The following is a 24,158-nucleotide window of genomic DNA, read 5'->3' on the forward strand; positions in this document are numbered from 1 at the left end:
TGATGCGCCATCGCGCAGCAACTGACCGAATTCCAACAAATCGACCGAGGACTACCCATGACTTCTGGCGCATCGAACGACAACGCCGCGGCCAACGCGGCAGCCCCCACGCCGCAGCGCATCGGCGTCCCCCGAGAGATCTTCCCGGGTGAAAAGCGCGTGGCCACCGTGCCAGACGTGGTGACCAAACTGACCAAGCTGGGTTTTGGCGTGGTCGTGGAGACCGGCGCGGGTGATCTGGCTGACCTGTCCGATGGCGCCTACCGCGAAGCGGGCGCCAGCATCGCCGGCTCTGCGACCGAGCTGTGGAGCAGCGCCGACATCGTGTTCAAGGTGCGTCCGCCGACCGCCGACGAGGTGGCGCTGATGCACGAAGGGCAGACCCTGATCGGCTTCGTCTGGCCGGCGCAGAACCCGGAGTTGATGCAGCAGCTGGCGGCGAAAAAGGTCACCGTGCTGGCCATCGACGCGCTGCCGCGCACGCTCAGCCGCGCGCAGAAGATGGACGCGCTGACCTCCATGGCCGGCGTCAGCGGCTACCGCGCGGTGGTCGAGGCGGCCAACGCCTTCGGGCGCTTCTTCAATGGCCAGATCACCGCCGCGGGCAAGGTGCCGCCGGCCAAGGTGTTCATTGCCGGTGCCGGTGTGGCCGGCCTGGCGGCCATTGGTGCGGCGGCCAGCCTGGGCGCCATCGTGCGTGCCAACGACACCCGCGCCGAGGTGGCCGACCAGGTCGTCTCGCTGGGTGGCGAGTTCGTCAAGGTCGACTACGAGGAAGAGGGCTCGGGCGGCGGCGGCTACGCCAAGGTCATGAGCGAAGGCTTCCAGGCCGCGCAGCGCGAGATGTACGCGCAGCAGGCGCGCGAGGTGGACATCATCATCACCACCGCGCTGATTCCGGGCAAGCCTGCACCCCGTCTGATCACGGCCGAGATGGTGCGCAGCATGAAGCCCGGCAGCGTGATCGTCGACATGGCGGCCGAACAGGGCGGCAACTGCGAACTCACCGAACCGGGCAAGGCCGTGGTCAAGCATGGCGTGACCATTGTCGGCTTCACCGACCTGGCCTCACGCATGGCACGCCAGTCGTCCACGCTTTATGGCACCAACCTGTTCCGCCTGACCGAAGAGCTGTGCAAGACCAAGGACGGTGTCATCAACGTCAACATGGACGACGATGCTATCCGTGGCCTGACCGTGATCAAGGACGGCGAGATTACCTGGCCGGCACCGCCCATCGCCGCCGCTCCGAAGCCCGCGCCCAAGCCGGCCGCCGCAGCGGTTGAAAAGAAGAGCGGTCACGGGCACGGTCCCGGCGGCCCGATGCCCGCCAAGACGCTGGCCATCATCTTCGCCGTGGGGGCTCTGGCGTTCTGGGCCATCGGTTCGTTCGCGCCGGCCGCGTTCCTGGGCCACTTCACGGTCTTTGTGCTGGCCTGCTTCATCGGCTACATGGTGGTCTGGAACGTCACGCCCGCGCTGCACACGCCGCTGATGAGCGTGACCAACGCCATCTCCAGCATCATCGTCATAGGTGCGCTGATCCAGATCGCGCCGCCTGATGCCGGTGCGAACGGTCGACCGGACCAGCTCATCCTCTGGCTCGCCTTCGTCGGCATCGTGCTGACCGCGATCAACATGTTCGGCGGCTTTGCCGTGACGCGCCGCATGCTGGCGATGTTCCAAAAGTAAGGACACCAGGGACGGAGCTTCGGCTCTGTCCCCGACCGATCAAGACAAGAAAGAGACGAGACACCCATGTCCCAAAGCCTTGCCACGGTGGCCTACCTCGGAGCCGCCATCCTGTTCATCCTCAGTCTGGGCGGCCTGTCCAACCCGGAATCGTCGCGCCGCGGCAATCTGTACGGCATGGTCGGCATGGCGCTGGCCGTGCTCGCCACGGTCTTCGGGCCGCGCGTTTCACCCGCCGGCATTCCCTGGATCGTTGGCGCGCTGGTGGTGGGCGGCAGCATCGGCCTGTACGCCGCGAAAGCGGTCAAGATGACCCAGATGCCCGAGCTGGTCGCGCTGATGCACAGCCTGGTCGGTCTGGCCGCTTGCCTGGTCGGCTTCGCCAGCTATGTCGACACGTCGCTTCAACTCGAAGGTGCCGAGAAAGCCATCCACGAAGTCGAAATCTACGTGGGCATCCTTATCGGTGCGGTCACCTTCTCAGGTTCGCTGATTGCCTTCGGAAAGCTCAACGGAAAGATCGGCGGCAAGCCCCTGCTGCTGCCGGCGCGCCATTGGCTCAACCTGATCGCGCTGCTTGTGGTGATCTGGTACGGCCGCGAGTTCATCCGTGCCGAGAGCGTCGCCGACGGCATGACCCCGCTGATCATCATGACGGTGCTGGCGCTGCTGTTCGGCATCCACATGGTGATGGCCATCGGGGGCGCCGACATGCCGGTGGTCGTGTCCATGCTCAACAGCTACTCCGGCTGGGCGGCAGCCGCCACCGGATTCATGCTCAGCAACGACCTCCTGATCGTCACCGGTGCGCTGGTCGGCTCATCGGGCGCCATCCTGTCCTACATCATGTGCAACGCGATGAACCGCAACTTCATCAGCGTGATCGCCGGTGGCTTCGGCAGTGGCGCAGGCACGCCGGCCGCCAAGGCCGACGGCGCGGCCGCCGAGCCCCAGGGCGAGGTGACGCCCGTCAGCGCCACCGAGACTGCCGAGATGCTGCGCGAGGCCAAGAATGTGATCATCGTTCCCGGCTATGGCATGGCCGTCGCCCAGGCCCAGCACACGGTGTTCGAGATCACCCGCACCCTGCGCGAGAAGGGCGTGAACGTGCGCTTCGGCATCCACCCCGTGGCCGGCCGCATGCCTGGCCACATGAACGTGCTGCTGGCCGAAGCCAAGGTGCCCTACGACATCGTCTTCGAAATGGACGAACTCAACGAGGACTTCCCGGACACCGACGTGGCCATGGTCATTGGCGCCAACGACATCGTCAACCCGGCCGCGCAGGACGACCCGACCAGCCCGATCGCCGGCATGCCGGTGCTTGAAGTCTGGAAGGCCCGCACCAGCATCGTCATGAAGCGCTCCATGGCCAGCGGCTACGCGGGCGTGGACAACCCGCTGTTCTACAAGGACAACAACCGCATGCTGTTCGGCGACGCCAAGAAGATGCTCGACGAGATCCTGGTGGCGCTCAAGAGTTGATCGGACACGGTGTCGGGCCGGAAGGCCCGGCCCGACGTGCCAAGGCGGGCCCTGTTGCCCGCCTTTTTTTGTAGCGCAGCATGACGTCCCGCTGCGGCCTGGGGCATTGCGTCAGTTTCGGGTCAGGGTAAAACACAATCGCCGGCCCCATGGTGGTGGGCACGCAATGTGCGGCTGTCATCAGCCCGGACGGTTGCCTGAGCAACACCAATGGAGATGAGCATGCGGAGGTAATAGAGGTCGCAGCTCGAAGGTAATCGGGGGCGTAGCAAAGTTTCCGCTGGAAGAGGCAGGCGTCGAGGTGAAGTTCGCCATCCACCCGGTCGCGGGCCGCATGCCGCGTCACATGAACGTGCTGCGGGCCGAAGCGGGCGTGCCCTGCGAGCAGATCTTCGACCTCGAGGAAATCAACGAGGAGTTCTTGCAGGCCGCCGTGGCGCTGGTGGAAATGATCGGCCATATCAAGGCACTGAGCTGATCCGTCATACCCCGGGGAAAACCGCGTGTCCGCGTGAGCGGCGCGCGGTTTTTTCTTTCGTGCTGCCGGAATACTGCTTGTGGGTGCGCGTTCGTCATATGACAATCGACGCCATTCTTTCGTCCCGGTCCTTTTCGATGACCCCACAACAGATCGTCGGTCTCGCGGTCAGACTCTTCGCCATCTGGCTGGGCGTCTGGGTGATCCAGATGTTCGGCATCGCGTATGCCTTGCGCGACAGCAGCAATGCCGACATGAACGAGCTGTACCTGATGTCCGCCGCGCTCTTTTCGGTCATTGCCGTGTTCATGTGGTTGTTCCCAATGGCGCTTGCGCATCGCCTCGTGCCGCGTACCCGGCACGACAATCGGCTCACGCTGAACGGGCAACAGGTGATCGTCGTTGCCTGCGTGACGGTCGGACTGGCGGTAATCGGGCTCAAGGCGCTTGAGCCTGCCCTGACCTATGCAATCAGCGCAGCGCACTTTCTGAGGAGTGGCTATCAGTTGAGCGACCTGACCGCCGATGCACACGTCAGTGGAGCCGCGGCGATGGCACAACTGGCTGTCGGTGTGATCATGGTGATGCGGGCCCGCCGTCTCGCCGAGGTCATCCTGCCTCCGCTCCCTGAAGCGGATACCGACGAGCGCAAGTCGGCCTGAGCTGTCAGGGTCGATGGTTCTGCGCGCGGCTGCAGAGTACTCTAGGGATGCGGCAGAAGCCGATCACACATCCCTTCATCAAGGAGGCGCCATGCAAGACCCGATACTCGAACTCATCGTCAAGTTCGCCGAATCCGAAACCAAGCTTGAAACGGCGGTCACGCTGGTGGTCGATGGCTTCCTGATCTCCGGTTTCGTCATCAGCCGGGCGCAGTACATGCAGCACCACATACTCACCACCTCGATCGAGCAGGGCATCAAGGATGCGCTGGCGGCGGGCACGCCGGCAGACGACGGTGCGCGCGCCTTCATCCATCTGCGTGACGCGATGTACTTCACCCCAGGACAGGATCCGGTGCCCGCCAACGAATCGGTCGTCTGCCGCATCGGTCTGGACCGCGTGTCGGCCTTCCATCTGGGTTTTCTCGAAAGCGTCTGAAGCGGGCGCGGTCCGGGCTGACGGACCGCCTGTGGCAATGCACAATCGCGGTCCACGCTGATCCGGGCCGCGAACATGGCTGCACGTCAATACCGCTACTACGACTGGGTCATGGTCGCCTTCGTGACCGTGCTCGTCTGTTCCAACCTGATCGGCCCGGCCAAGATCGCGCAGATCGACGCGCCACTGCTCGGCACGCTCACCTTCGGCGCCGGCGTGCTGTTCTTTCCGATCAGTTATGTGTTCGGCGACATCCTGACCGAGGTCTATGGCTATGCGCGTTCGCGTCGCGTGATCTGGACCGGCTTCGCCGCGTTGGCCTTCGCCTCGGTGATGGCCGCAGTCGTGGTGGCCTTGCCGCCGGCGCCGTTCTGGCACAACCAGCAGGCTTACGAGATCGCCTTCGGTTCGGCCTGGCGCGTATCCATCGCGTCGCTGATTGCCTTCTGCTGCGGCGAATTCGTCAATTCCTTTGTGCTGGCGAAAATGAAGCTGTGGATGGCGGGGCGCCGGCTGTGGATGCGCACGATAGGGTCGACGCTGTGCGGCGAAGGCGTCGACTCGCTGCTGTTCTACCCGCTTGCGTTCTGGGGTACTGGCATCATTCCGGACGAACAGCTGCCGGCCGTCATGCTGGCCCAGTTCGTCGCCAAGGTCGGGGTCGAAGTCGCGTTCACGCCGCTCACCTATCGCATCGTCGCCTGGCTGAAACGGGCCGAGAACGAGGACTACTATGACCGCGATACCGACTTCAACCCCTTCTCGCTGCGCGCCTGAGGAAAGCTCGCGCACACGCATCCGCATCGTCGGCATGAGTTGCCGGAAATGCGTCGCGGGCCTCGAAGGCGCCCTTGCTGCGCTGCCGGGCGTCCACCGTGTGACCGTGCATTTCGAACACGGCGACGCCGAGATCGAGCACGACGCGGCGCTCGCGCGGGAGCGGCTGCTGGAGACGGTCGAGGCGGCCGGTTACGACGCGGTCTGATCCGCGCTCAACGGCCGCCGCCGAAGCACAGGTACTTGATATCGAGATAGTCCTCGATGCCGTAGCGAGAACCTTCGCGACCGAAGCCTGACTGCTTGATACCGCCGAACGGCGCCACCTCGTTCGACAGCCGGCCGGTGTTGATGCCCACCATGCCGCACTCCAGCGCTTCGGCGACGCGCCAGGCGCGGTCGATGTCGCGCGTGAAGAAGTAGCCGGCGAGACCGGATTCGGTGTCGTTGGCCAGCGCGATCGCCTCGTCCTCGCGGTCGAAGCGGAACACCGGCGCCAGCGGCCCGAAGGTTTCCTCGTGCGCCAGCACCATGTCGGGGCGGGCACCGACCAGCACCGACGGTTCGAAGAAGTTGCCGCCGAGCGCGTGACGGCGCCCGCCGCACAGCGCGGTGGCGCCGCGCGCGATGGCGTCGGCCACCTGTTCCTCGACCCGGCTGACCGCTGCTGCACTGATCAGCGGGCCTTGCTGCACGCCGTCCTCCATGCCGTCGCCGACCTTGAGCTGCGCTGTCCGCACGGCCAGCTGTGCGGCGAACGCGTCGTGTATGCCCGACTGCACGATGAAGCGGTTCACGCAGACGCAGGTCTGCCCGCTGTTGCGGTACTTGGCGGCGACGGCGGCGTCGACCGCGAGTTCGAGGTCGGCGTCGTCGAACACGATGAAGGGCGCATTGCCGCCCAGTTCGAGCGACAGTCTCTTGAGCGTCGGCGCGCACTGCGTCATCAACAGACGCCCGACCGCGGTCGATCCTGTGAAGGACAGCTTGCGCACCCAGGGATGCGCGCACAGCTCGCCGCCGATGTCGGCTGGCTCGCCGGTGACTACGTTGAGCACGCCGGGGGGGATGCCGGCGCGCAGGGCCAGATCGGCCAGCGCCAGCGCAGTCAGCGGTGTGGCCTCGGCCGGCTTGAGCACGACGGTACACCCGGCAGCCAGCGCCGGCGCCGCCTTGCGCGTGATCATCGCCAGCGGAAAGTTCCACGGCGTGATCGCTGCGCAGACGCCGACCGCTTGCTTGATCACCAGCAGACGCTGGCCGGGATCCGGCGACGGGATGGTTTCACCGTACGTGCGCTTCGCCTCCTCGGCGAACCACTCGACGAAGGACGCGCCGTAGCGCACTTCGCCGCGCGCCTCGGTCAGCGGCTTGCCACCTTCGGCGGTGATCAGCCGCGCCAGATCGTCGGCGTGCTGGTTGATCAGCGCGAACCACGCGCGCAGCCTTTGAGCGCGCTTGTGTGCGCCGAGCGCGCGCCACGCGGGCAGTGCGCCGTGGGCGGCGTCGATGGCGCGCCGTGTTTCCGCGACACCGCAGCGCGGCACGGTCGCCAGCAGCGTGCCGCTGGCTGGATTGCGTACTTCGATCACGCCTTCGTCGTCGGCGGGCGTCCAGCCGCCAGCGATCAGGCAGTGGGTGTGCAGCAGCGATGGATCGTTCAACAGCATGGCATCGGGTCGGGCGTTGCGCAGGGAAGTAGCTCGATTGTCCCCGCGAACGACGGTTGTGCACACAGACCGGGATGAATTCCTACACACGGCCCGGTCTCCGCCGACACGACGCGGCGCCCGCGCTCCGTAAAGTGGCTGCACGACGCGGCAACGCGGCCGCCGTCGAATCGCTTCCGGAGGAGATCGCCGATGAACAGCATGACGACCGAAGTCGAACAGCCGAAGCTCCGCCCCCCTGCCGACAACGACGACGTGCAGGCGCTTTGGGGCTGCGAATGCGCGCTGCCCTTCCTCATCCCGTCCTTGCAGCTGCCTGCAGCCGCCTGCCCGCTGCAGCGCTGACCACGCTCATGTGCGCGTCGAGACGTCGCGGCCGGCTGCTGCTCGCGGTGTTGGCGATCTGTGCGGCCGGGTGCGCGGCGTCGCTGCCGGCTGCGCGCACGCTGGAGACCAAGGCAGAAGGCCCGGCTCCGGCGGCGCACCAGGTGGTTGCGAAGATGGACGTGACCGGGCCGCGCGGACGGCTCGACCACGATCAGCGTGCGCGACTGGTCGACCGCATCGGGCGTGAGGGTGCCGGTTCGCCGCTGAAGCGGCAGCTCGCCGCGATGGCGGAGTTCGGTGACGTCGACCTGTACGCAGGCAACGCCGCCCGTCTGCTGATCGACGGTCCGGCCACCTTCGATGCGATGTTCAGCGCGATCGCGCGCGCGCGCACTTCCATCCTGCTCGAAAGCTACATCATCGACGACGCGAAGATCGCGCAGGATCTCGCCGCGCTGCTGGTGCGCAAGCGTGCCGAGGGCGTGTCGGTCGCGCTGATCCATGACGCGGTCGGCTCCATCGGCACGAGTGGCGACTATTTCGAAGTGCTGCGCGCGGCGGGCGTCGCCGTCTGCGAATTCAATCCGCTGTCGCCGCTGCGCAAGCGCCGCTATCAGGACATCACTCATCGCGATCACCGCAAGATTCTGGTGGTTGATCGGGACATCGCCTTTACCGGCGGCATCAACATCAGCGCCGTCTATTCCTCCGGTTCGTTCGGCAAGAAGTCGCGCGCACCGGAGCAGAACGGCTGGCGCGATACGCAGATCGAACTGCGCGGCCCGGCCGCCGCAGCGCTCGACGATCTGGTGCGCGACACCTGGCGCAGCCAGCACTGCGAGCCGGCGCTGCCTCCGCCCATAGCGCCGGTGGCTGCAAAGGCCGCAGGCCCGCACGCCGTGCGCATCGTGCCGTCCTCGCCGGACGACGGACAGAACCGCATCTACACCATGCTGCTGACCGCGATCGACGCCGCAAGTCGCAGCGTGCACCTGACCATGGCCTACTTCTCACCCGGTCAGGACATGATCGATGCGCTGGCCGACGCCGCACGACGCGGCGTCGACGTGCAACTGGTGCTGCCCTCGGTCAGCGACTTCTCGCCGGTGCTGCATGCCGGCCGCAGCTACTACCAGGAACTGCTCGACGCCGGCGTGCGCATCCACGAACTGCAGGACGCGGTGCTGCACTCGAAGACGGCGGTGATCGATGGCGTGCTGTCGACCGTGGGTTCCAGCAATATGGACTGGCGCAGCTTCGTCGCCAACAACGAGGTCAATGCGGTGGTGTTCGGCGAGGACTTCGGCGACGCGATGACGCGCATGTTCGAGCGCGACGTCGCCGCGTCGCAGACCATCGACGCGCAGACCTGGCGCAGACGACCGCTGTGGCAGCGTTTGCAGGAGCGCGTAGCGCGACTGTTCGAGCGCTGGTGGTAGGCCGGCGCTGTCCTACACGGCGGACGGCGCTTGTCCGACGGGCAGGCCGAGGCGTCCCCCCTAGACTGCAGTCATCGACTTGACGGATGCATGAATTCCGCCCGGTTCCGGGCGCTGTCGAGATCGATTCCGTTCATTGCGCAGCGGTCGCGACCGGCGGCCAGCGTTCATTACAAGGGAGTTCATCATGCGTTCCAATCTCATGCTCGCTACCGCCTTCTCCGCCCTGGCTGCCCTGACCGTGCTGCCGGGCTGCGCCGTCACGCGAGACCAGTCCTCGGTCGGCGAGTACATCGACGACGCGACCGTCACCGCATCGGTGAAGGCCAAGTTCGTTGAGTCCAAGGCGGTCGACGCGTCGGCCATCAGCGTCGAAACGCTGAATGGTGAGGTGATGTTGTCCGGCTTCGCCAAGGACGCCACCGAGAAGGCGGAGGCCGAGCGCATCGCGCGCGGCGTCAAGGGTGCCAAATCGGTGAAGAACGCGATCCAGATTCGCGCCAAGCAGGGCTGATGCTTGAGCGGGAACGCGGCGAGCCGGAGAGGCAGATGAGTGCGCGTTCCACCGTGGCGGGCTTGGCCTGCCGCCTCATTCTCGCCGCCTGCTGTCTGCTGGCCACGCTGTTCGCATGGAGCGAATGGCGTGGCTGGTTCTTTCTGGCGGAGCCTGCCGAGCGCTGGCTGACGGCTGCTGTCGCGCGCCCGGTGGACCTCGGCGGGCGCGACACCTTCTCGCTCCGACTTCTCGGTGGCATCGACCTTCGCGTTGGCCGTCTGCGCATCGGTGGTCCGGAGTGGGCGCCGGATCAGGCGCTGATCGACGCCCATGCAGCCCGCCTGAAGTTGCGTTATGCGGACGTGTTCCACATGTTGCGCGGTGCGCCGCTGCGCATCGAAAGCCTGGTTGCCGAACGGCTGGACCTCCACCTCGCACGCGGCGAGGACGGTCGCGCCAACTGGAAGTTCGAGCGCACGGGTAATGAACCGGGCCGACCGCTGCTGGATTGGGTGCAGCCGGCACGTGTCGAGGTGGTGCAGGGGCGGCTCGTGGTCGACGACGCGCCGCTCGCGCTGGCACTGACGGCGAACTTCTCGATGCGCGACGGCAGCGAGCGGACCGGAGATGCGCGGGACGACCGTGGCATCCGGGCGAGCGTCGACGGCCGCTATCGCCAGTCGCCGCTGACGGCGACCCTGAGCACCGGCTCCACACTGCCCTGGTTGTCCGGCGAAGACGACGTGCCTGCAGTGCCGATGACGCTGGCGCTGAAGCTTGGCCGTGCCGCACTGTCATTCGACGGTCGGGTGCAGGATCTGCTGACGCAGCGCGGACTGGACGGGCGCTACACGGTGAGCGGCCCCTCGCTCGCGGTGCTGGGCGACGCCCTCGCGATGACCTTGCCATCGACCCCCGCGTTCTCGCTGCAGGGCAGACTGCAGCGCAAGCCCGATGCCTGGCAGACGGCGATCGACACCGCGAAAATCGGCGGCAGCCGGCTGGCCGGCCAGTTCCGCTATGAGACCGGGCGCGACCGGGTGCCCTGGTTGGGCGGCACACTGAATGGCAGCGTACTCTGGCTGGCCGATCTCGGTCCGGCGGTGGGCGTACCGGCGGGCGAGCAATCCTCCGCGCGGCGCAATGGACGCGTATTGCCGGACCGCCGCTTCGATCTGCCGTCCTTGCGTGCCATGAATGCCGACGTACGCATCGACATCGAGCGCTTCGAATCGGGCAGCGACGCGCTGCAGGCGATCGCACCGTTGCGCGGCAGCCTGCGCCTTGCCGACGGCGTGCTCGACATCCGCGACATCGAAGCTCGGCTGGCGCAGGGCTGGCTCACCGGTCGCATCGGTCTCGACGGTCGTGGCGACATTGCGCAGTGGGACGTGCAGCTGCGTGGCGGCGGGCTGCGGCTGGAGGAGTGGATACGTCAGCCGCGCGCCGCAGACGCGCCGCCCTACGTCGCCGGGCGCGTCGGTGGTCGCATCGAACTGCGCGGTCAGGGGCGGTCAACAGCCGAGTTGCTGGCGTCGTCCGACGGTCATGCGGCGCTGGTGTGGACGCAGGGACGCGTGTCGCACCTGGCGGTCGAAGCGGCCGGCATCGACGTCGCCCAGGCGCTGGGTGTCATGCTGAGCGGCGACGCCGCGCTGCCCGTGACCTGCGGTGTCGCCGATCTGCAGGTGCGCAAGGGCCGCGTGACGGTAGCGAGCGCGCGCGTCGACACGGCCGATTCGACGCTCAGCGCAGACGGCTCGCTGTCGCTGGTCGACGAAAGACTGGACCTGGTGGCGCGTGCTGCACCGAAGGACATATCGCCGCTCAGCCTGCGCACGCCAGTGCGGATCACCGGCCATTTCGCCCAGCCTGAGGTGTCGCTCGAAAAAGGTCCTCTGTTGGCCCGTCTGCTGCCGGCGGCGGCGCTGGCACTGGTGAACCCGCTGGCCGCGCTGCTGCCGCTGATCGATCCGGGCGATGACGGCGCAAAGTCCGCCCTGGCCCGCTGCAGCACGCCGTCCCGACGGTAAGGCGCCGGCGGCGAGCGTCAACCGAACAGGCCCAGCCCCATCAGCAGCGGCAGCGACAGCCAGAACAGCAGCGTGCTCCAGCCGATCAGCAGCGCCGAGGCGGCGGCGTCGATCTTGAAGCGCTCGGCCAGCAGCAGCGAGGTCATGAAGGTGGGCGTGGCGCACTCGACCAGCGATGCGCGCTGCGCCTCGTTCGGCGTATCGGACACCAGCAGCACCAGCCCCCAGATCAGCAGCGGCGCGACCAGCAGCTTGACGCCGGAGGCGACCAGGATTTCGGTGCGCGGCACCAGCCGGCGCCACGGAATGGTCATGCCCAGCACGAAGATGATGACCGGAATCGCCGCCTGGCCGATGAAGCGCGCCGCCTGCACCAGCGGCGGGTAGGCCAGCCCGGTGTACTGGGCGCCGAGGCCGAGCACGAAGGCCCAGATCGGCGGCATCATCAGCACGGTACGCAACACGTCCGGCCGCTCGCCTTCGGCGTGCGAACCAAGACGGGTGGCGATCCACACGCCCAGCGTCCACACGAAGGGCATGGTCATGAACATGTCGTTGAAGATGGCGTAGCGCATCGCGCCATTGCCGAAGAAAAACTCGAGCACCGGCGCACCGACGTTGAAAGTGTTGCCGAACATGCCGCCGAGCATGATGGCGGCGCGCGTCGTGTCGTGCAGCTTCGCACCCAGGCGCGTCCTCCACAGCAGCACGTAGAGCAGGGCGCCATTGGCCAGCGTGCCGACGCCGACCAGGAAGGGCACGGTCAGCAGGTCGAGGCTGATCGGTGTGCTGGCCGCCACCGCGAACAGGATGGCCGGGTAGAAGACGTAGAGCACCAGCCGGTTCAGCTGCGCACGCAGCACGTCGGCATCGCGTCCTTCGCCCATGCGCGCCGCCCACCATCCGCCGGCCGCCACCAGCAGCGAAAGCGGCAGCATCACCTGCACCATCAGGCCGACCAGCGCGTTCATGCGTGCGACTCCGTCAGGTTGCGGCCACCGGTTTCGCGGATGAAGCAGGCCGCAACGAAGCCACCCAGCGCGGCGACGGCGAGCACGCGTATGCCCATGGTCACCGCTTCGTGCGTCGCTTCGGCGATCGACGGCGAATACAGCTCGATCACCCAGCCGACCAGCGGCTGCAGCAAGGCGGCGCCGAGAAAGCAGCCGACGTTGACCAGGCTGGTGGCCATGCCGGACAGCGCCGGCGGGTTCACTTCCTTAGCGCAGGCCCAGGTCAGCGAGAACGCGGCAGCGGACACGCCGATCAGCGCGCACGTGGCATAGGTCGCCAGCAGCGGTAGCGGGCCATCGGCGAGGACGAAGGGCAGCCAGCCGGTGACGTAGAGCGCGGCATAGCTCAGCATGACCGGCTTGCGCCGGCGCAGGTGGTCGGACAGGCGGCCGATGAACAGGCAGCTGCAGGCGAAGATGACCAGCAGCAGCGTGGTGTGTTGCGCGGCGACCGCGCGTTCCATGCCGTGCGCCGCCATCAGATAGGGCACGCCCCACAGGCCGGCGAAGGAAAAGAGGCTGCCGGCGATGCCGGCGTTGACGAACAGCCCCGGCCAGCTGGCGCGGTTGCAGGCCACCTGCCGCAGCCCGGCCCGCCAGTCGCCGACCGGCAGCGGCGCGTGTGCCGGCTTGCCGTCCAGTTCGCGCATGGTGGGCAGGCCGGCGTCCTCTGGCCGGTCGCGCACACGCAGCCAGGTGACCAGTGCGAGCAGCATGGACAGCAGGCCGAGTGCGACGAATACCGTGCGCCAGGACACCGTCGTCACCACCCACGCCAGCGGCAGCGCCGCGCTGGCGGCACCCAGATTGCCGATGAACATGGTGACGCCGTTCAGCGTGGCGAAACGGCGTTCCGGGAACCACGCTGCGTTGATCTTGAGCAGCGCGATGAAGGGGAAGGACACGCCGAGGCCGACCAGCGTGCGGCCGATCACCGCGACCCCCAGCGTGTCGGCCAGGGCGAAGGTGATCGAGCCGATACCGGCGATCACGCCGCCGAGCGCGACGATGCGCCGCGGGCCCAGCGTGTCGGCCAGCACCCCGGTCGGGATCTGCATCACCATGTAGATCCAGAAATAGCTGGAGGCCAGCGCGCCGAGTGAGGCCGGGCCGACGTTGAAGTCGCGTGCCAGTTCGCCGGCGATCGCGGCGGGTGCGGTGCGGTGGAAGAACACCAGCACGTAGGCGCCAGCGAGCAGGAAGAAAGCGGTCCAGCGGAGCCGGATCAGCAGGCGGGTCTGTTCGGAAGAGAGCATCGGGGCGATTCTACGGCAGTGCAAAAAAAGACCACGGCGCCGAAGCGCCGTGGTCCGTCCATCTGTACCGCTGTACTCAGTTATACAGATAGTTGGGCAGCCACATGCCGATGCCCGGGAAGAGATAGAGCAGGATCAGCGCGATCACCTGTATGCCCATGAAGGGCATCATGCCGGCGAAGATCTGGTTCAGCGTCACATGCGGCGGTGCCACCCCCTTCAGGTAGAAGGCCGACATCGCGACTGGCGGCGACAGGAAGGCTGTCTGCAGGTTCATCGCCACCAGCAGGCCGAAGAACAGCGGGTCGATGTTGAAGTGCGCCAGCAGCGGGATGAAGATCGGCATGAAGATGACGATGATTTCCGTCCATTCCAGCGGCCAGCCCAGGATGAAGATGATGAACTGCGCCAGGATCATGAACTGGATAGGCGTCAGGTCCATCGACAGTACGAACTTCTCCACCAGTTCCTGACCGCCCAGCAGAGCGAACGCCGCCGAGAAGATGGCGCTGCCGACAAACAGCCAGCACACCATGGCCGAGGTCTTGGCGGTCAGAAAAACCGACTCCTTGATCACCCCCATGTTCAGCTGGCCGTAGGCCGCCGCCAGCAGGGCGCCGCCGGAGGCGCCGATCGCCGCCGCCTCGGTCGGCGTGGCAAGACCGAACACGATGGTGCCGAGCACCGCCAGGATCAGGATGGCCAGCGGGAAGAAGGACGACAGCAGCATCTTGAAGATTTCGAGCCGCTCGAAGCTGAGCATCGCGTAGTAGCCGAGCAGCAGCACGGCGCAGACGATGACGGCGATCCAGAAGCTCAGCGGCGCGGCCAGCGCTTCCGCTGGCGCGGCGGCGGGCTCGGCGGCCGGCGGCGCAGCGGCATCCTTGGCGACCGGCTCGGCGGCCGGCGGCTCGGCCAAGTCGCCGCCTTCCTTCGGCGGCTCCTGCAGACCATCTTCGGCCGGCGGTTCCTGCAGGCCCCCTTCGTCAGCCGGCGGCTCCGCCAGGTCGCTGGTTGAGTAGCCGCTGTCGAAGGACTGCATGCTGTCCGGCAGCACTTCGGCCACCGCCTTCGGCGCGGTCAGCGAGCCGTGGATGGCGGTCAGGGCGATCGCGGCGACGATCAGCGGCAGCAGGGCAATGCCGAGCTGACTCACCAGCGAGCCAGTAGAGGCTTCGGCGTTGCGCGGGCCCTTCAGTGCGGCGAGCAGCGCCGGTACCGCACGGCGGCCGTACTGGCTTGCCACGCTGGCCGCTGTCGGCGGCAGCTTCACCTGACGCTCGGAATCCGGCAGCGGAGGTGCCATGTCCGGACGCAGCTTGGCGACGATGACCACGTACAGCATGTAGAGGCCGGCCAGCATCAGGCCCGGGAAGAAGGCGCCTGCGTACAGCTTGACCACCGAAACGCCGGCCGTGGCGCCATAGACGATCAGCATGACCGACGGCGGGATCAGGATGCCCAGGCAGCCGCCGGCCGTGATGACGCCGGCGGACAGCCGGATGTCGTAGCCGGAACGCAGCATGGCAGGCAGCGCAAGCAGGCCCATCAGCGTCACAACCGCGCCGACGATGCCGGTGGCCGTGGCGAAGATGGCGCAGGTGACCAGCGTCGCCACCGCCAGTGACCCCGGGATGCGGGCCATCGCCAGATGCAGGCTCTTGAACAGCTTCTCGATCAGGTTGGCGCGCTCGACCAGATAGCCCATGAACACGAACAGCGGGATCGAGATCAGCACGTCATTGGTCATGACCGAGAAGGCGCGCTGCACCATCAGGTCCAGCGTCTGCTGGGTAGCGATGGCCGGGTTCTGCATCCGGTAGGCCAGCCACGCGAACAGCACGCCCATGCCCATCAGCGTAAAGGCGGTCGGGAAGCCCAGCATGATGGCCACGACCACCAGCGCCAGCATCAGCAGGCCGAGGTGGCCGCCGGTCCATTCCGACGGCGCCGGCATCAGGACGGCGGTGGCGACGATGATGATCGCCATCAGGCCGAAGCCGAATCGCAGTTCCTTTTTCATTTCGTACTCCCTGCGTTTTCGTTCTCGGGCAAGTCGGCGTGCACCATGTGGCGCAGCTTCTCGACGTCCACCTCTTCCACGTCCTGCGTGCGCGACGGCCATTCGCCCTGCTGGATGCAGACGATGCAGCGCAGGATTTCAACCACGCCCTGCAGCATCAGTGCGGCGCCGGCCAGCGGAATGATGGCCTTGAACGGATAGATGGGCGGACCGTCGGAGGTGACGGACGAATGCTCGTTGATCGCCATCGACTCGGTGAAGAAGTCCCAGCCGGCCCAGCACAATGCGAGCACGCCGGGGATGAAGAACACGAAGTAGAGGATGAGGTCCAGCGTGGCCTGCGTGCGCGGCTCGAAGAAGCCGTACAGCACATCGCCGCGGACGTGGCCGCTGGTGGCCAGCGTGTAGGCGCCGGCCATCATGAACAGCGCGCCGTAGAGCATGTAGGTGGCATCGAATACCCAGGCGTGGGGCGTGTTCAGCGCGTAGCGCGAGAACACCTCCCAGGTGATGAGCAGTGTCAGTGCGACGATGGTCCACGCGAAGGCATGGCCGACCCAGGTATTGAACCGGTCGACGCGAAGCAGCAGTTTTTGCATGGCATATGCCGGGCGCCTGTGGGCGCCCGTCCCGGAAAATGGCGTCAAAAAAACCGGCGCCCCTTTTGGAGACGCCGGCTTGTCTTCTGCGCTACGACCCTCAGCCCTTCTTGCCGAAGAAGTGGTCGTAGGCCATGCGGTAGTTCACCGTGGTGTCGTTCTGCCACTTCGCGGTCCGCTTGGCGAATGCGCGCTGCGACTCGAGCACCTTCTTGAACATCGGGTTCTCTTCCGCCTTCTTGCCCGCAACCTTGTCCCAGGCCGCCAATTGAGCCTTCAGGATGGCATCCGGCGTCTTGTAGAACTTGACGCCCTGCTTTTCCTGCATTTCCTGGTAGGCGGTGGAGTAGCGGTCGATCGCCTTCCACGACATTTCGGCCGATGCGGCGGGTACGGCGTTGCTGATGATGGCGCGCAGGTCGGCCGGCAGCGCTTCGAGCCGCTTCTTGTTGAACAGGATTTCGAACTGTTCCGAGGCCTGGTGGAAGCTCTGCAGCATGCATACCTTGGACACGTCGGGGAAGCCGAGCACCTGGTCGGAGGCGGCGTTGTTGAACTCGGCGGCGTCGAGCAGACCGCGGTCCATCGCCGGCACGATTTCACCGCCGGGCAGCGCATTGACCGACACACCCATGTCGGTGAATACGTCGATCGACAGGCCGACGGTACGGAACTTCAGGCCCTTCATGTCCTCGGCCTTGGTGACCGGCTTCTTGAACCAGCCGAGCGGCTGGGTCGGCATCGGGCCGTACATGTAGGACACGACGTCCATGTTCAGGCTCTTGTAGATCTCGTCCAGCAGCGCCTTGCCGCCGCCGAATTCGTGCCACGCCAGCAGCATGTTGGCGTCCATGCCGAAGGCCGGGCCGGAGCCCCACAGCGCCAGCGCGGAATTCTTGCCGTACCAGTAGGCGATCACGCCATGGCCGCCGTCGAGCGTGCCCTTGTTGACCGCGTCCAGCAGGTCGAAGGCCTTCACCACCGAACCGGCGGGCAGCACGTCGATCTTGAGGCGACCGCCGGACATGTCATTGACCAGCTTGGCGTAGTCCTGGGCGAATTCGTGGAAGATGTCCTTCGCCGGCCAGGTCGACTGGAAGCGCAGGGTGACCGGGGATTGGGCGACGGAAATGCTGGGGAAGGCGATGGCGGCGGTACCGGCGGCAGTGCCTGCAGCCTTGGCCAGGAAGTTGCGGCGGGCCGACTGCGTCTTGTTCTGTTCAGACATGGTTGATGCTCCTCCTCGTGGTGGTGGGTGCTTCGTACTGTCCGTTGCAGGGGGTTGCCGGCAACAGACAAAAAACGACGCCGCGCGATGCTAACCCTGCCGGGAATCCGTCACAAGGCGCACTGCAGCGTGACGACGGAATGCCATTTTTCCGGCGCTTCACGCCCTGCGGCGCGGCTGGCTGCGACCGGCCGGCCGCGCATCCGGTGTCCGACACAAATGTATGCAGATCCCGGTCGGCGCATGCGTCGGGCTACTTGACGACACCCCAGGCCTGCAGTCGCTGGTAGGCGAACTGGGCCTGCGCGTCCTTGCTGCCGCTGCGGATGTAGGCGGCGTAGTGCTGGCTGGCGGCGCGCTTGTCCTGCATCGTTTCGTAGGCGACCCCCTTCAGGAACAGCGTGGTCGGATTGCCCGGCAGCACGCGGTCGTAGGCGTTGAAGGCGGCCAGCGCCTCCGGCGCCCGGCCCAGCGCCAGCTTCGACACGCCGCGCTGATACATGGCCTGGCCCTCGCCGGGATACACCTCGGCGGCGCGCGCGAAGTGGCGGTCTGCGTCGGCGTACTGCTTCTGCGCCAGCAGGCACTTGCCCATCAGCACATTGCCGCAGTAGTCGTCCGGCGCGACCTTGAGCGACTGCGCGAAGCGCGTTTCGGCGTCGTCCAGCGACTTCTTCGCCATCAGCGACTCGCCTTCCTGCTGCGACTTGATTGCCGGGGCGAGCTTGCGCAGGCCTGCCGTGTGGTCCATGTAGCGCTCGCGCGACAGCTTCTTGTTGCGCAGGCTGCCGTAGGTGTCCAGCGCTTCCCGCTCGGCGGTGGCGTAGCGCTCGTCCGACATCGGGTGCGACGAGAACATGGTCTGCAGCAGGCTGGGCTTCTCCTTGTGCTGGCTGCGCAGCATGTCCATCAGATTCACCATGCCGTCCGGGTTGTAGCCGGCGCGGGTCATGTATTCCAGCCCCAGCGCGTCGGCCTGCCGTTCGTCGGCGCGCGAGTAGCCGGCCAGCAGCGCGCTGGCGCCGACCTGGGTGGCGATGTTGGCGAGCGGCGCCGCACCGCGGTAGTCGGACATTGCGACCGCGACATTGACCGCCGTCGCGCCGACCTGCGCCACCATCGTGCGCCCGGCCTGCTTGGCGCTGTGGCGCGCGTTCACGTGTCCGGTCTCATGGCCGAGCAGGGCCGCCAGCTCGTCTTCGCTGTCCATGTCCAGCATGATGCCGCGCGTGCACGCCATGCTGCCGCCCGGGAAGGTGTAGGCGTTGATGTAGTTGGCGTTGACGACGCGCGCGCTGTAAGGGACATCGGGTCGATGCGTGTTCTTCGCCAGCGACAGTTCGATGTCGTTCACGTAGCGGTTCAGCTCGGCGTCCTGAACTGCGCCGTAGTCGGACGAGAACTGCTGCGGCGAGTGCTTGCGGTCGATGCCGATCTCGTCCTGCTCCGACAGGCCGACCAGCACCTGCTGGCCGGTGATCGGGTCGGTGGCACAGCCGGAAAGTTGCGGCAGCGTCACGGCGGCGCCGGCGATGCCGGACAGCCACAGAAAGTCGCGGCGGCTCATTTCGCGGCGGAAGAAGCGGTCGTGAGACATGGTCGTCGTCCTTCGTTGAGATCGTCAGCGATAACGCCCGGGACGGCGTCGCCGCTGACAGGCCCGGGTCTGGCAGGCGCGCGTACCGCGCTCCTGTAATGCATCCGGATCAGGCCGGCTCGGCGTGTTCCACCATCAGCTGCACCCGGCGCACGCCCTGGTACTCGTTGATGTCCAGCCGGTACGCGGCGGTCACCCGTTCGGGCAGCGGCTCGGCGCGGTTGAACCATATTGCATCGAACACGTTACCGTCCTTCGCCAGCGACAGTTTCAGGTGCTTGTCCTTCAGCAGGCGCTGGTTGCGCACCTCGAAACAGTCGGCGAACACCGGCGGCGGAAAGCCCTGGCCCCAGGTTTCGGCTTCCATCAGTGTCGCCGCGTGCAGATTCATCAGCGACGCTTCGAGCGCGCCGTCGGTCTCTATGGTGCGGGTCAGCGCCGAAGGTTCCACCATGTCGGCGACTGCCTGTTCGAAGGCGTCACGGAAGCGCTCGAAATCGTGCTCGTGCACGGTCAGGCCGGCCGCCATCGCGTGGCCGCCGAAGCGGAGGAGCAGGCCGGGTTCGCGCTTGGACACCAGATCGAGCGCGTCGCGCAGGTGCAGGCCGGGTATCGAGCGGCCGGAACCCTTGATTTCGCCCTCGTTGCCGCGCGCGAAGGCGATGGTCGGCCGGTGTGCACGTTCCTTGACACGCGAGGCGACGATGCCGATCACGCCCTGGTGCCAGTCCGGGTGGAACAGCGCCAGCGATTTCGATTCGCCGATGTCGATGCCGGCCAGCTGCGCTTCCGCCTCTTCCTGCATGCCCTGTTCGATCTCGCGCCGCTCGCGGTTCATCGCGTCCAGTTGCTGCGCGAGCGACAGCGCGCGCGCGAAGTCGTCGGTGATCAGGCATTCGATGCCGAGCGACATGTCGGACAGCCGGCCGGCCGCATTCAGACGCGGGCCGATGGCGAAGCCGAGATCGAAGGAGGTGGCGCGCTCCGGCTCGCGGCCGGCGGCGGCGAACAGTGCGCGCAGGCCCGGCGTGAGCTTGCCGCCGCGGATGCGCTGCATGCCCTGGGTCACCAGCACGCGGTTGTTGTGGTCCAGCTTCACCACGTCGGCCACCGTGCCGAGCGCGACCAGATCGAGCAGATTGCCGAGGTTGGGCTCCTCGCGGCCGGCGAAGGCGCCGCGCCGGCGCAGTTCGGCGCGCAGCGCCAGCATGACGTAGAACATGACGCCGCAGCCGGCGATGGCTTTGCTCGGGAAGGCGCAGCCCGGCTGGTTCGGATTGACGATCACGTCGGCCAGCGGCAGTTCGTCGCCCGGCAGGTGATGGTCGGTCACCAGCACCGACATGCCCAGTTCGTTGGCGCGCGCCACGCCCTCGACGCTGGCGATGCCGTTGTCCACCGTGATGATGATGTCCGGCTCGGCGTGCGCCGCGAGATCGACGATTTCCGGCGTCAGCCCGTAGCCGTACTCGAAGCGGTTCGGAACGAGGTAGTTCACGTTGGCGCCCATCGCCCGCAGCGCGCGGATGCCGAGGGCGCAGGCGGTGGCGCCGTCACAGTCGTAGTCGGCGACGATGAGCAGGCGCGCGTCGGCCTCGATCGCGTCGGCCAGCATCTGCGCCGCTTCAGTGGTGCCGGTCAGCGCGTCGGGCGGCAGCAGCGCCTTCAGCGAATAGTCGATCTGGCTGCGGTCCTGCACGCCGCGCGCGGCATACAGCCGGGCCAGCAGCGGATGGATGCCCTGCTGTTCGAGCAGGGCGGAACTGCGCGCCGGGATGGTGCGATTGAGGATGAGGGTCACTGTTTTTTTAGGGGCTAGGGGCTGGGGGTCAGGGACCCGGGGTCAGAGGGTGCGGGCGGCGCCAGAATTTCCACAGGTCGCGGCGCTCGGTGGTCACGGCGATGGCGGCTTCGTCGCCGCTGAGGCGCACAGTGACCGACTGCACGTCGCCGCGGCGCAGCGCGTCAAGTGCTGGCGCGATCCAGTCGCGGTCGAGTGCCTCGACCGCCTGCGTCCAGGCGACGGCGTCCAGGTAAAGGGCCGGCGCCAGCGCGTCCTGCAGCAGCACGAGGTTGCCTTCCTGCAGCGCGACGCCGGTCTTGTCCGGCAGCGGCGCGGCGCGCACGCCAGCGGCGTGTGCCAGTCCGTGCGCCAGCGGGTCGTCAGCCCACAGCTGCATGCAGGGGATGTCGGCCCGTACCGGCAAGCTGCCTGCGCCCCAGAACCACAGGCTGTTGATGGCCGGCCGCCCGGCCTCTTCGCGCGCGGCGTTGACCGGGTGGTCGTGGAACAGCATCTGCGTTTCGTTCATCCACTGGCGCAGCTTCGCGCCGTCGGGGCCGGAGGGCATCGATGCGTCGATCTTGCGGCCGAGGGCGGCACCCGGCGGCACGGTGTCGACCCGCAACGGCTCGAGCAGCGACAGATGGCCGTGCCCGCCGGCCGGCAGGTGCAGCCAGCCGACGCTGGCAAAGTGGGCGTTCCACGAGGCGGCCAGCGCGGCCGCCTCGTGAGCGTCGGGCGCGACATCCGGGCGGTCGGTCAGCATCAGCGCGTCGCGTGCAAAGCGCAGATGGGTGGCGTCGGCCGCCAGCCAGCAGCGGGTGTCGGCCGGCTCGCCGGTGCCGGCCCAGCGCAGCGCGCCGAGCGGCGCCCGCTCGTCGAGGCCGAACAGCTCGGCCAGCAGGTGTTCGGGCGCCCGCGCGGCCCGGGAGGTCCGGCGACCGCGGCCCAGCAGCAGCGACAGCGCCGGGGTGCGGGGGGGCGGCAGCGGTGAAGTCGACGGCCAGAGCAGGCCGGGGAGGACGAGATGCAGGGACATGGGCGCGAGTTTACCCGGCTTGCGGCACGCCGCGCGGGGGACTGGCCGGTGCCCGGTCGGCGCAATCCGACACGGCGCTGCCGCATCATCCCTGGCGGGCGCGCGGCCGCCATCCGGTACCATGCCGACCCCATGAACTACGAAATCCTGCTCGGCCTGCGCTATGTGCGGGCGAAACGGCGCAACGGCTTCATTTCCTTCATTTCCCTGATCTCCACCTTCGGGCTGGCGCTCGGGGTGGCAGCGCTGATCACCGTGCTGTCGGTGATGAACGGCTTCCAGAAGGAGTTGCGCACCCGCATCCTCGGCGTCGCCTCGCACATCCAGGTGACCGGCTACGACAACGAGCTGGCCGACTGGCAGCAGGTGGCCGACGCCGTGCTGAAGAATCCCGAGGTCAAGGCAGCCGCGCCCTACGTCAGCGAACAGGCCATGCTGTCCTTCGACCAGACGGTGCGCGGTGCCATGGTGCGCGGCGTGCTGCCGGCAGCCGAGGACGGCGTGGCCGACTTCAGCCAGCACATGCGCGCCGGCAAGCTCACCGATCTGCAGCCCGGCGGCTACGGTGTGGTGCTGGGCATCGAACTGGCGCGCGCGCTGCAGGTGCAGATGGGCGACAAGGTGACGTTGATCGCGCCGCAGGGGCTGGTGACGCCGGCCGCCGTGCTGCCGCGACTCAAGCAGTTCACCGTGGTCGGCGTGTTCGAGGCGGGCCATTTCGAATACGACGCCAGCCTCGCACTGATCCACATGCAGGACGCGCAGACGCTGTACCGGATGGAAGACCGCGTGTCCGGCGTGCGCCTGAAGCTGGGTGACCTGTTCGACGCGCCGCGCGTGGCGCGCGAACTGCACGAACAGCTGTCCGGTCAGGAACTGCTGGTCGGCGACTGGACGCGCCAGCACGCCAACTTCTTCCGCGCCATCGCGATCGAGAAGAACATGATGTTCATCATCCTGTCGCTCATCGTGGCAGTGGCCGCCTTCAACATCGTGTCCATGCTCATCATGGTGGTGACCGACAAGCAGGCCGACATCGCCATTCTGCGCACGCTGGGCGCCAGTCCCGCCAGCATGATGGCGGTGTTCGTCGTGCAGGGCGCCGTCATCGGCGGCTTCGGCCTGCTGCTCGGCGTGGCCGGTGGTGTGCTGCTGGCGGCCAATCTCGACGTCGTGGTGCCGGCCATCGAAAAGATCGTCGGCGTGTCGCTGTGGTCGTCCGAGGTGTATTTCATTCCCGAACTGCCGTCGGAAATCCTGATGAGCGACGTCGTCACGGTGACGCTGATCGGCGGCGTGCTGACCCTGGTCGCCACGCTGTACCCGAGCTGGCGCGCGTCGCGCGTGCAACCGGCGGAGGCGCTGCGCTATGAGTGACATCGTGCTGAGCTGCCGTGGGCTGACCAAGGTGTTCCATCAGGGCAAGGTCGAGGTGCCGGTGCTGTCCGGCGTCGATCTGGATGTGATGCGCGGCGAGCGCGTGGCCATCGTCGGCGCCAGCGGCTCCGGCAAGAGCACGCTGCTGCACCTGCTGGGCGGGCTCGACGTGCCGACCGCGGGCAGCGTGACGCTGCTCGGTCAGGACTATTCGTCGCTCGGCGAGGCGGCGCGCGGCAGCCTGCGCAACCGCGCGCTGGGTTTCGTCTACCAGTTCCACCACCTGCTGGCCGAGTTCTCGGCGCTGGACAACGTGGCGATGCCGCTGATGATCCGCCGGCAGACGCGCACCCAGGCACGCGAGGCGGCCGCGGCCATGCTGGCCGAAGTCGGGCTGGCGCATCGGGTTGAGCACCAGCCGGGTGAACTGTCGGGCGGCGAGCGCCAGCGCGTCGCCATTGCCCGCGCGCTGGTGACGCAGCCGGCCTGCGTGCTGGCCGACGAACCGACCGGCAACCTCGACAGCCGCACCGCCGACGGCGTGTTCGACCTTATGCTGACGCTGAGCCGCACCCGCGGCACCAGCTTCGTCATCGTCACCCACGACGAGCGGCTGGCCGCGCGCACCGACCGCACGGTGCGGCTGGTGGACGGCCGGTTCTGACCCGGGCTGCCGCGGCCTCGCGGGAAGATCGCCGGCGCTCTGCTGTCGGTTCACCTTTGGCCGCGACACGGCCACTGCGGA

21 protein-coding genes and 1 pseudogene are annotated in these 24,158 nt (G+C 67.2%); 13 read left to right on the plus strand and 9 right to left on the minus strand.

Annotation, left to right across the window (positions count from 1 at the left end; all coding sequences use genetic code 11):
- The first annotated feature begins 57 nt into the window (after positions 1-57).
- From AC51BJ_RS13795 to AC51BJ_RS13825, 7 genes and pseudogenes are all read left to right on the plus strand, one after another.
- Complete coding sequence (locus AC51BJ_RS13795) at positions 58-1,692, plus strand: Re/Si-specific NAD(P)(+) transhydrogenase subunit alpha (protein WP_496280604.1); 1,635 nt, start codon at positions 58-60, stop codon at positions 1,690-1,692.
- 66 nt (positions 1,693-1,758) lie between these two features.
- Complete coding sequence (gene pntB / locus AC51BJ_RS13800; RefSeq protein ID WP_496280605.1) at positions 1,759-3,177, plus strand: Re/Si-specific NAD(P)(+) transhydrogenase subunit beta; 1,419 nt, start codon at positions 1,759-1,761, stop codon at positions 3,175-3,177.
- A gap of 280 nt (positions 3,178-3,457) precedes the next feature.
- Positions 3,458-3,622, plus strand: a pseudogene (locus AC51BJ_RS13805) (NAD(P)(+) transhydrogenase (Re/Si-specific) subunit beta); the annotation flags it as partial.
- A 92-nt stretch (positions 3,623-3,714) separates the two neighbouring features.
- Positions 3,715-4,317 carry a hypothetical protein gene (locus AC51BJ_RS13810; protein WP_430434955.1) on the plus strand — a complete coding sequence of 201 codons (603 nt, stop codon included), beginning with the start codon at positions 3,715-3,717 and terminating at the stop codon, positions 4,315-4,317.
- A gap of 91 nt (positions 4,318-4,408) precedes the next feature.
- A complete protein-coding gene (locus tag AC51BJ_RS13815; protein WP_430434954.1) occupies positions 4,409-4,756 on the plus strand; it encodes a GvpU-like protein in 348 nt (115 codons plus the stop codon).
- A gap of 75 nt (positions 4,757-4,831) precedes the next feature.
- Positions 4,832-5,533, plus strand: coding sequence for a queuosine precursor transporter (locus AC51BJ_RS13820; RefSeq protein WP_496280606.1), 702 nt, complete (start codon positions 4,832-4,834; stop codon positions 5,531-5,533).
- 19 nt (positions 5,534-5,552) lie between these two features.
- Positions 5,553-5,741: a heavy-metal-associated domain-containing protein gene (locus AC51BJ_RS13825; protein WP_027490961.1), complete on the plus strand. Its 189-nt coding sequence runs from the start codon at positions 5,553-5,555 to the stop codon at positions 5,739-5,741.
- Positions 5,742-5,748: 7 nt separating this feature from the next.
- Here AC51BJ_RS13825 and AC51BJ_RS13830 read toward each other — a convergent pair whose 3' ends face one another.
- On the minus strand, positions 5,749-7,203 hold the full coding sequence (locus AC51BJ_RS13830; RefSeq protein WP_496280607.1) for an NAD-dependent succinate-semialdehyde dehydrogenase: 1,455 nt from the start codon (positions 7,201-7,203) through the stop codon (positions 5,749-5,751).
- A 192-nt stretch (positions 7,204-7,395) separates the two neighbouring features.
- Here AC51BJ_RS13830 and AC51BJ_RS13835 point away from each other — a divergent pair, with 192 nt between their 5' ends.
- The 4 genes from AC51BJ_RS13835 to AC51BJ_RS13850 all read left to right on the plus strand — a co-directional run bounded on the left by AC51BJ_RS13835 (position 7,396) and on the right by AC51BJ_RS13850 (position 11,498).
- Positions 7,396-7,548 carry a hypothetical protein gene (locus AC51BJ_RS13835; RefSeq protein WP_430434951.1) on the plus strand — a complete coding sequence of 51 codons (153 nt, stop codon included), beginning with the start codon at positions 7,396-7,398 and terminating at the stop codon, positions 7,546-7,548.
- An 8-nt stretch (positions 7,549-7,556) separates the two neighbouring features.
- Positions 7,557-8,969 carry a phospholipase D-like domain-containing protein gene (locus AC51BJ_RS13840; protein WP_496280608.1) on the plus strand — a complete coding sequence of 471 codons (1,413 nt, stop codon included), beginning with the start codon at positions 7,557-7,559 and terminating at the stop codon, positions 8,967-8,969.
- 187 nt (positions 8,970-9,156) lie between these two features.
- A complete protein-coding gene (locus AC51BJ_RS13845) occupies positions 9,157-9,483 on the plus strand; it encodes a BON domain-containing protein (RefSeq protein ID WP_496280609.1) in 327 nt (108 codons plus the stop codon).
- Between the two features lie 35 nt (positions 9,484-9,518).
- Positions 9,519-11,498 carry an AsmA family protein gene (locus tag AC51BJ_RS13850; protein WP_496280610.1) on the plus strand — a complete coding sequence of 660 codons (1,980 nt, stop codon included), beginning with the start codon at positions 9,519-9,521 and terminating at the stop codon, positions 11,496-11,498.
- A gap of 17 nt (positions 11,499-11,515) precedes the next feature.
- Here the strand turns inward: AC51BJ_RS13850 and AC51BJ_RS13855 are convergent, their stop codons facing one another.
- From AC51BJ_RS13855 to AC51BJ_RS13890, 8 genes are all read right to left on the minus strand, one after another.
- Complete coding sequence (locus tag AC51BJ_RS13855; RefSeq protein ID WP_496280611.1) at positions 11,516-12,469, minus strand: AEC family transporter; 954 nt, start codon at positions 12,467-12,469, stop codon at positions 11,516-11,518.
- Positions 12,466-13,767 carry an MFS transporter gene (locus tag AC51BJ_RS13860; RefSeq protein WP_496280612.1) on the minus strand — a complete coding sequence of 434 codons (1,302 nt, stop codon included), beginning with the start codon at positions 13,765-13,767 and terminating at the stop codon, positions 12,466-12,468. Before AC51BJ_RS13860 ends, AC51BJ_RS13855 begins: the two co-directional genes overlap by 4 nt.
- Before the next feature lie 76 nt (positions 13,768-13,843).
- Positions 13,844-15,790 carry a TRAP transporter large permease gene (locus AC51BJ_RS13865; RefSeq protein WP_496280613.1) on the minus strand — a complete coding sequence of 649 codons (1,947 nt, stop codon included), beginning with the start codon at positions 15,788-15,790 and terminating at the stop codon, positions 13,844-13,846.
- Positions 15,787-16,389: a TRAP transporter small permease subunit gene (locus tag AC51BJ_RS13870; protein ID WP_430434944.1), complete on the minus strand. Its 603-nt coding sequence runs from the start codon at positions 16,387-16,389 to the stop codon at positions 15,787-15,789. Before AC51BJ_RS13870 ends, AC51BJ_RS13865 begins: the two co-directional genes overlap by 4 nt.
- Before the next feature lie 100 nt (positions 16,390-16,489).
- Positions 16,490-17,617: a TRAP transporter substrate-binding protein gene (locus tag AC51BJ_RS13875; protein WP_430434943.1), complete on the minus strand. Its 1,128-nt coding sequence runs from the start codon at positions 17,615-17,617 to the stop codon at positions 16,490-16,492.
- Positions 17,618-17,870: 253 nt separating this feature from the next.
- Positions 17,871-19,214, minus strand: a complete 1,344-nt coding sequence (locus AC51BJ_RS13880; protein WP_425763052.1) for a M48 family metalloprotease — start codon at positions 19,212-19,214, stop codon at positions 17,871-17,873.
- Between the two features lie 109 nt (positions 19,215-19,323).
- On the minus strand, positions 19,324-21,015 hold the full coding sequence (gene recJ, locus AC51BJ_RS13885) for a single-stranded-DNA-specific exonuclease RecJ (RefSeq protein ID WP_496280614.1): 1,692 nt from the start codon (positions 21,013-21,015) through the stop codon (positions 19,324-19,326).
- Between the two features lie 28 nt (positions 21,016-21,043).
- A complete protein-coding gene (locus AC51BJ_RS13890; RefSeq protein WP_496280615.1) occupies positions 21,044-22,036 on the minus strand; it encodes a hypothetical protein in 993 nt (330 codons plus the stop codon).
- Between the two features lie 132 nt (positions 22,037-22,168).
- Here AC51BJ_RS13890 and AC51BJ_RS13895 point away from each other — a divergent pair, with 132 nt between their 5' ends.
- Positions 22,169-23,413, plus strand: a complete 1,245-nt coding sequence (locus AC51BJ_RS13895; RefSeq protein WP_430434940.1) for a lipoprotein-releasing ABC transporter permease subunit — start codon at positions 22,169-22,171, stop codon at positions 23,411-23,413.
- Entirely contained in the window at positions 23,406-24,077 is a 672-nt protein-coding gene (gene lolD / locus AC51BJ_RS13900; RefSeq protein ID WP_496280616.1) for a lipoprotein-releasing ABC transporter ATP-binding protein LolD, read from the plus strand. Before AC51BJ_RS13895 ends, lolD begins: the two co-directional genes overlap by 8 nt.
- The last annotated feature ends 81 nt before the right edge of the window (positions 24,078-24,158 follow it).

The sequence above is a fragment of the Methyloversatilis sp. S146-33 genome (genome assembly GCF_059552495.1).

What these genes read in the sequence shown, in the direction of transcription:
- AC51BJ_RS13870 (WP_430434944.1), bottom strand. Translation starts at nt 16,389, where the DNA reads ATGCAAAAACTGCTGCTTCGCGTCGACCGGTTCAATACCTGGGTCGGC.
- AC51BJ_RS13840 (WP_496280608.1), top strand. Translation starts at nt 7,557, where the DNA reads ATGTGCGCGTCGAGACGTCGCGGCCGGCTGCTGCTCGCGGTGTTGGCG.
- AC51BJ_RS13860 (WP_496280612.1), bottom strand. Translation starts at nt 13,767, where the DNA reads ATGCTCTCTTCCGAACAGACCCGCCTGCTGATCCGGCTCCGCTGGACC.
- AC51BJ_RS13795 (WP_496280604.1), top strand. Translation starts at nt 58, where the DNA reads ATGACTTCTGGCGCATCGAACGACAACGCCGCGGCCAACGCGGCAGCC.
- AC51BJ_RS13890 (WP_496280615.1), bottom strand. Translation starts at nt 22,036, where the DNA reads ATGTCCCTGCATCTCGTCCTCCCCGGCCTGCTCTGGCCGTCGACTTCA.
- lolD (WP_496280616.1), top strand. Translation starts at nt 23,406, where the DNA reads ATGAGTGACATCGTGCTGAGCTGCCGTGGGCTGACCAAGGTGTTCCAT.
- AC51BJ_RS13830 (WP_496280607.1), bottom strand. Translation starts at nt 7,203, where the DNA reads ATGCTGTTGAACGATCCATCGCTGCTGCACACCCACTGCCTGATCGCT.
- AC51BJ_RS13845 (WP_496280609.1), top strand. Translation starts at nt 9,157, where the DNA reads ATGCGTTCCAATCTCATGCTCGCTACCGCCTTCTCCGCCCTGGCTGCC.
- AC51BJ_RS13855 (WP_496280611.1), bottom strand. Translation starts at nt 12,469, where the DNA reads ATGAACGCGCTGGTCGGCCTGATGGTGCAGGTGATGCTGCCGCTTTCG.
- AC51BJ_RS13835 (WP_430434951.1), top strand. Translation starts at nt 7,396, where the DNA reads ATGAACAGCATGACGACCGAAGTCGAACAGCCGAAGCTCCGCCCCCCT.
- AC51BJ_RS13820 (WP_496280606.1), top strand. Translation starts at nt 4,832, where the DNA reads ATGGCTGCACGTCAATACCGCTACTACGACTGGGTCATGGTCGCCTTC.
- pntB (WP_496280605.1), top strand. Translation starts at nt 1,759, where the DNA reads ATGTCCCAAAGCCTTGCCACGGTGGCCTACCTCGGAGCCGCCATCCTG.
- AC51BJ_RS13850 (WP_496280610.1), top strand. Translation starts at nt 9,519, where the DNA reads ATGAGTGCGCGTTCCACCGTGGCGGGCTTGGCCTGCCGCCTCATTCTC.
- AC51BJ_RS13895 (WP_430434940.1), top strand. Translation starts at nt 22,169, where the DNA reads ATGAACTACGAAATCCTGCTCGGCCTGCGCTATGTGCGGGCGAAACGG.
- AC51BJ_RS13880 (WP_425763052.1), bottom strand. Translation starts at nt 19,214, where the DNA reads ATGTCTCACGACCGCTTCTTCCGCCGCGAAATGAGCCGCCGCGACTTT.
- AC51BJ_RS13865 (WP_496280613.1), bottom strand. Translation starts at nt 15,790, where the DNA reads ATGAAAAAGGAACTGCGATTCGGCTTCGGCCTGATGGCGATCATCATC.
- AC51BJ_RS13875 (WP_430434943.1), bottom strand. Translation starts at nt 17,617, where the DNA reads ATGTCTGAACAGAACAAGACGCAGTCGGCCCGCCGCAACTTCCTGGCC.
- AC51BJ_RS13815 (WP_430434954.1), top strand. Translation starts at nt 4,409, where the DNA reads ATGCAAGACCCGATACTCGAACTCATCGTCAAGTTCGCCGAATCCGAA.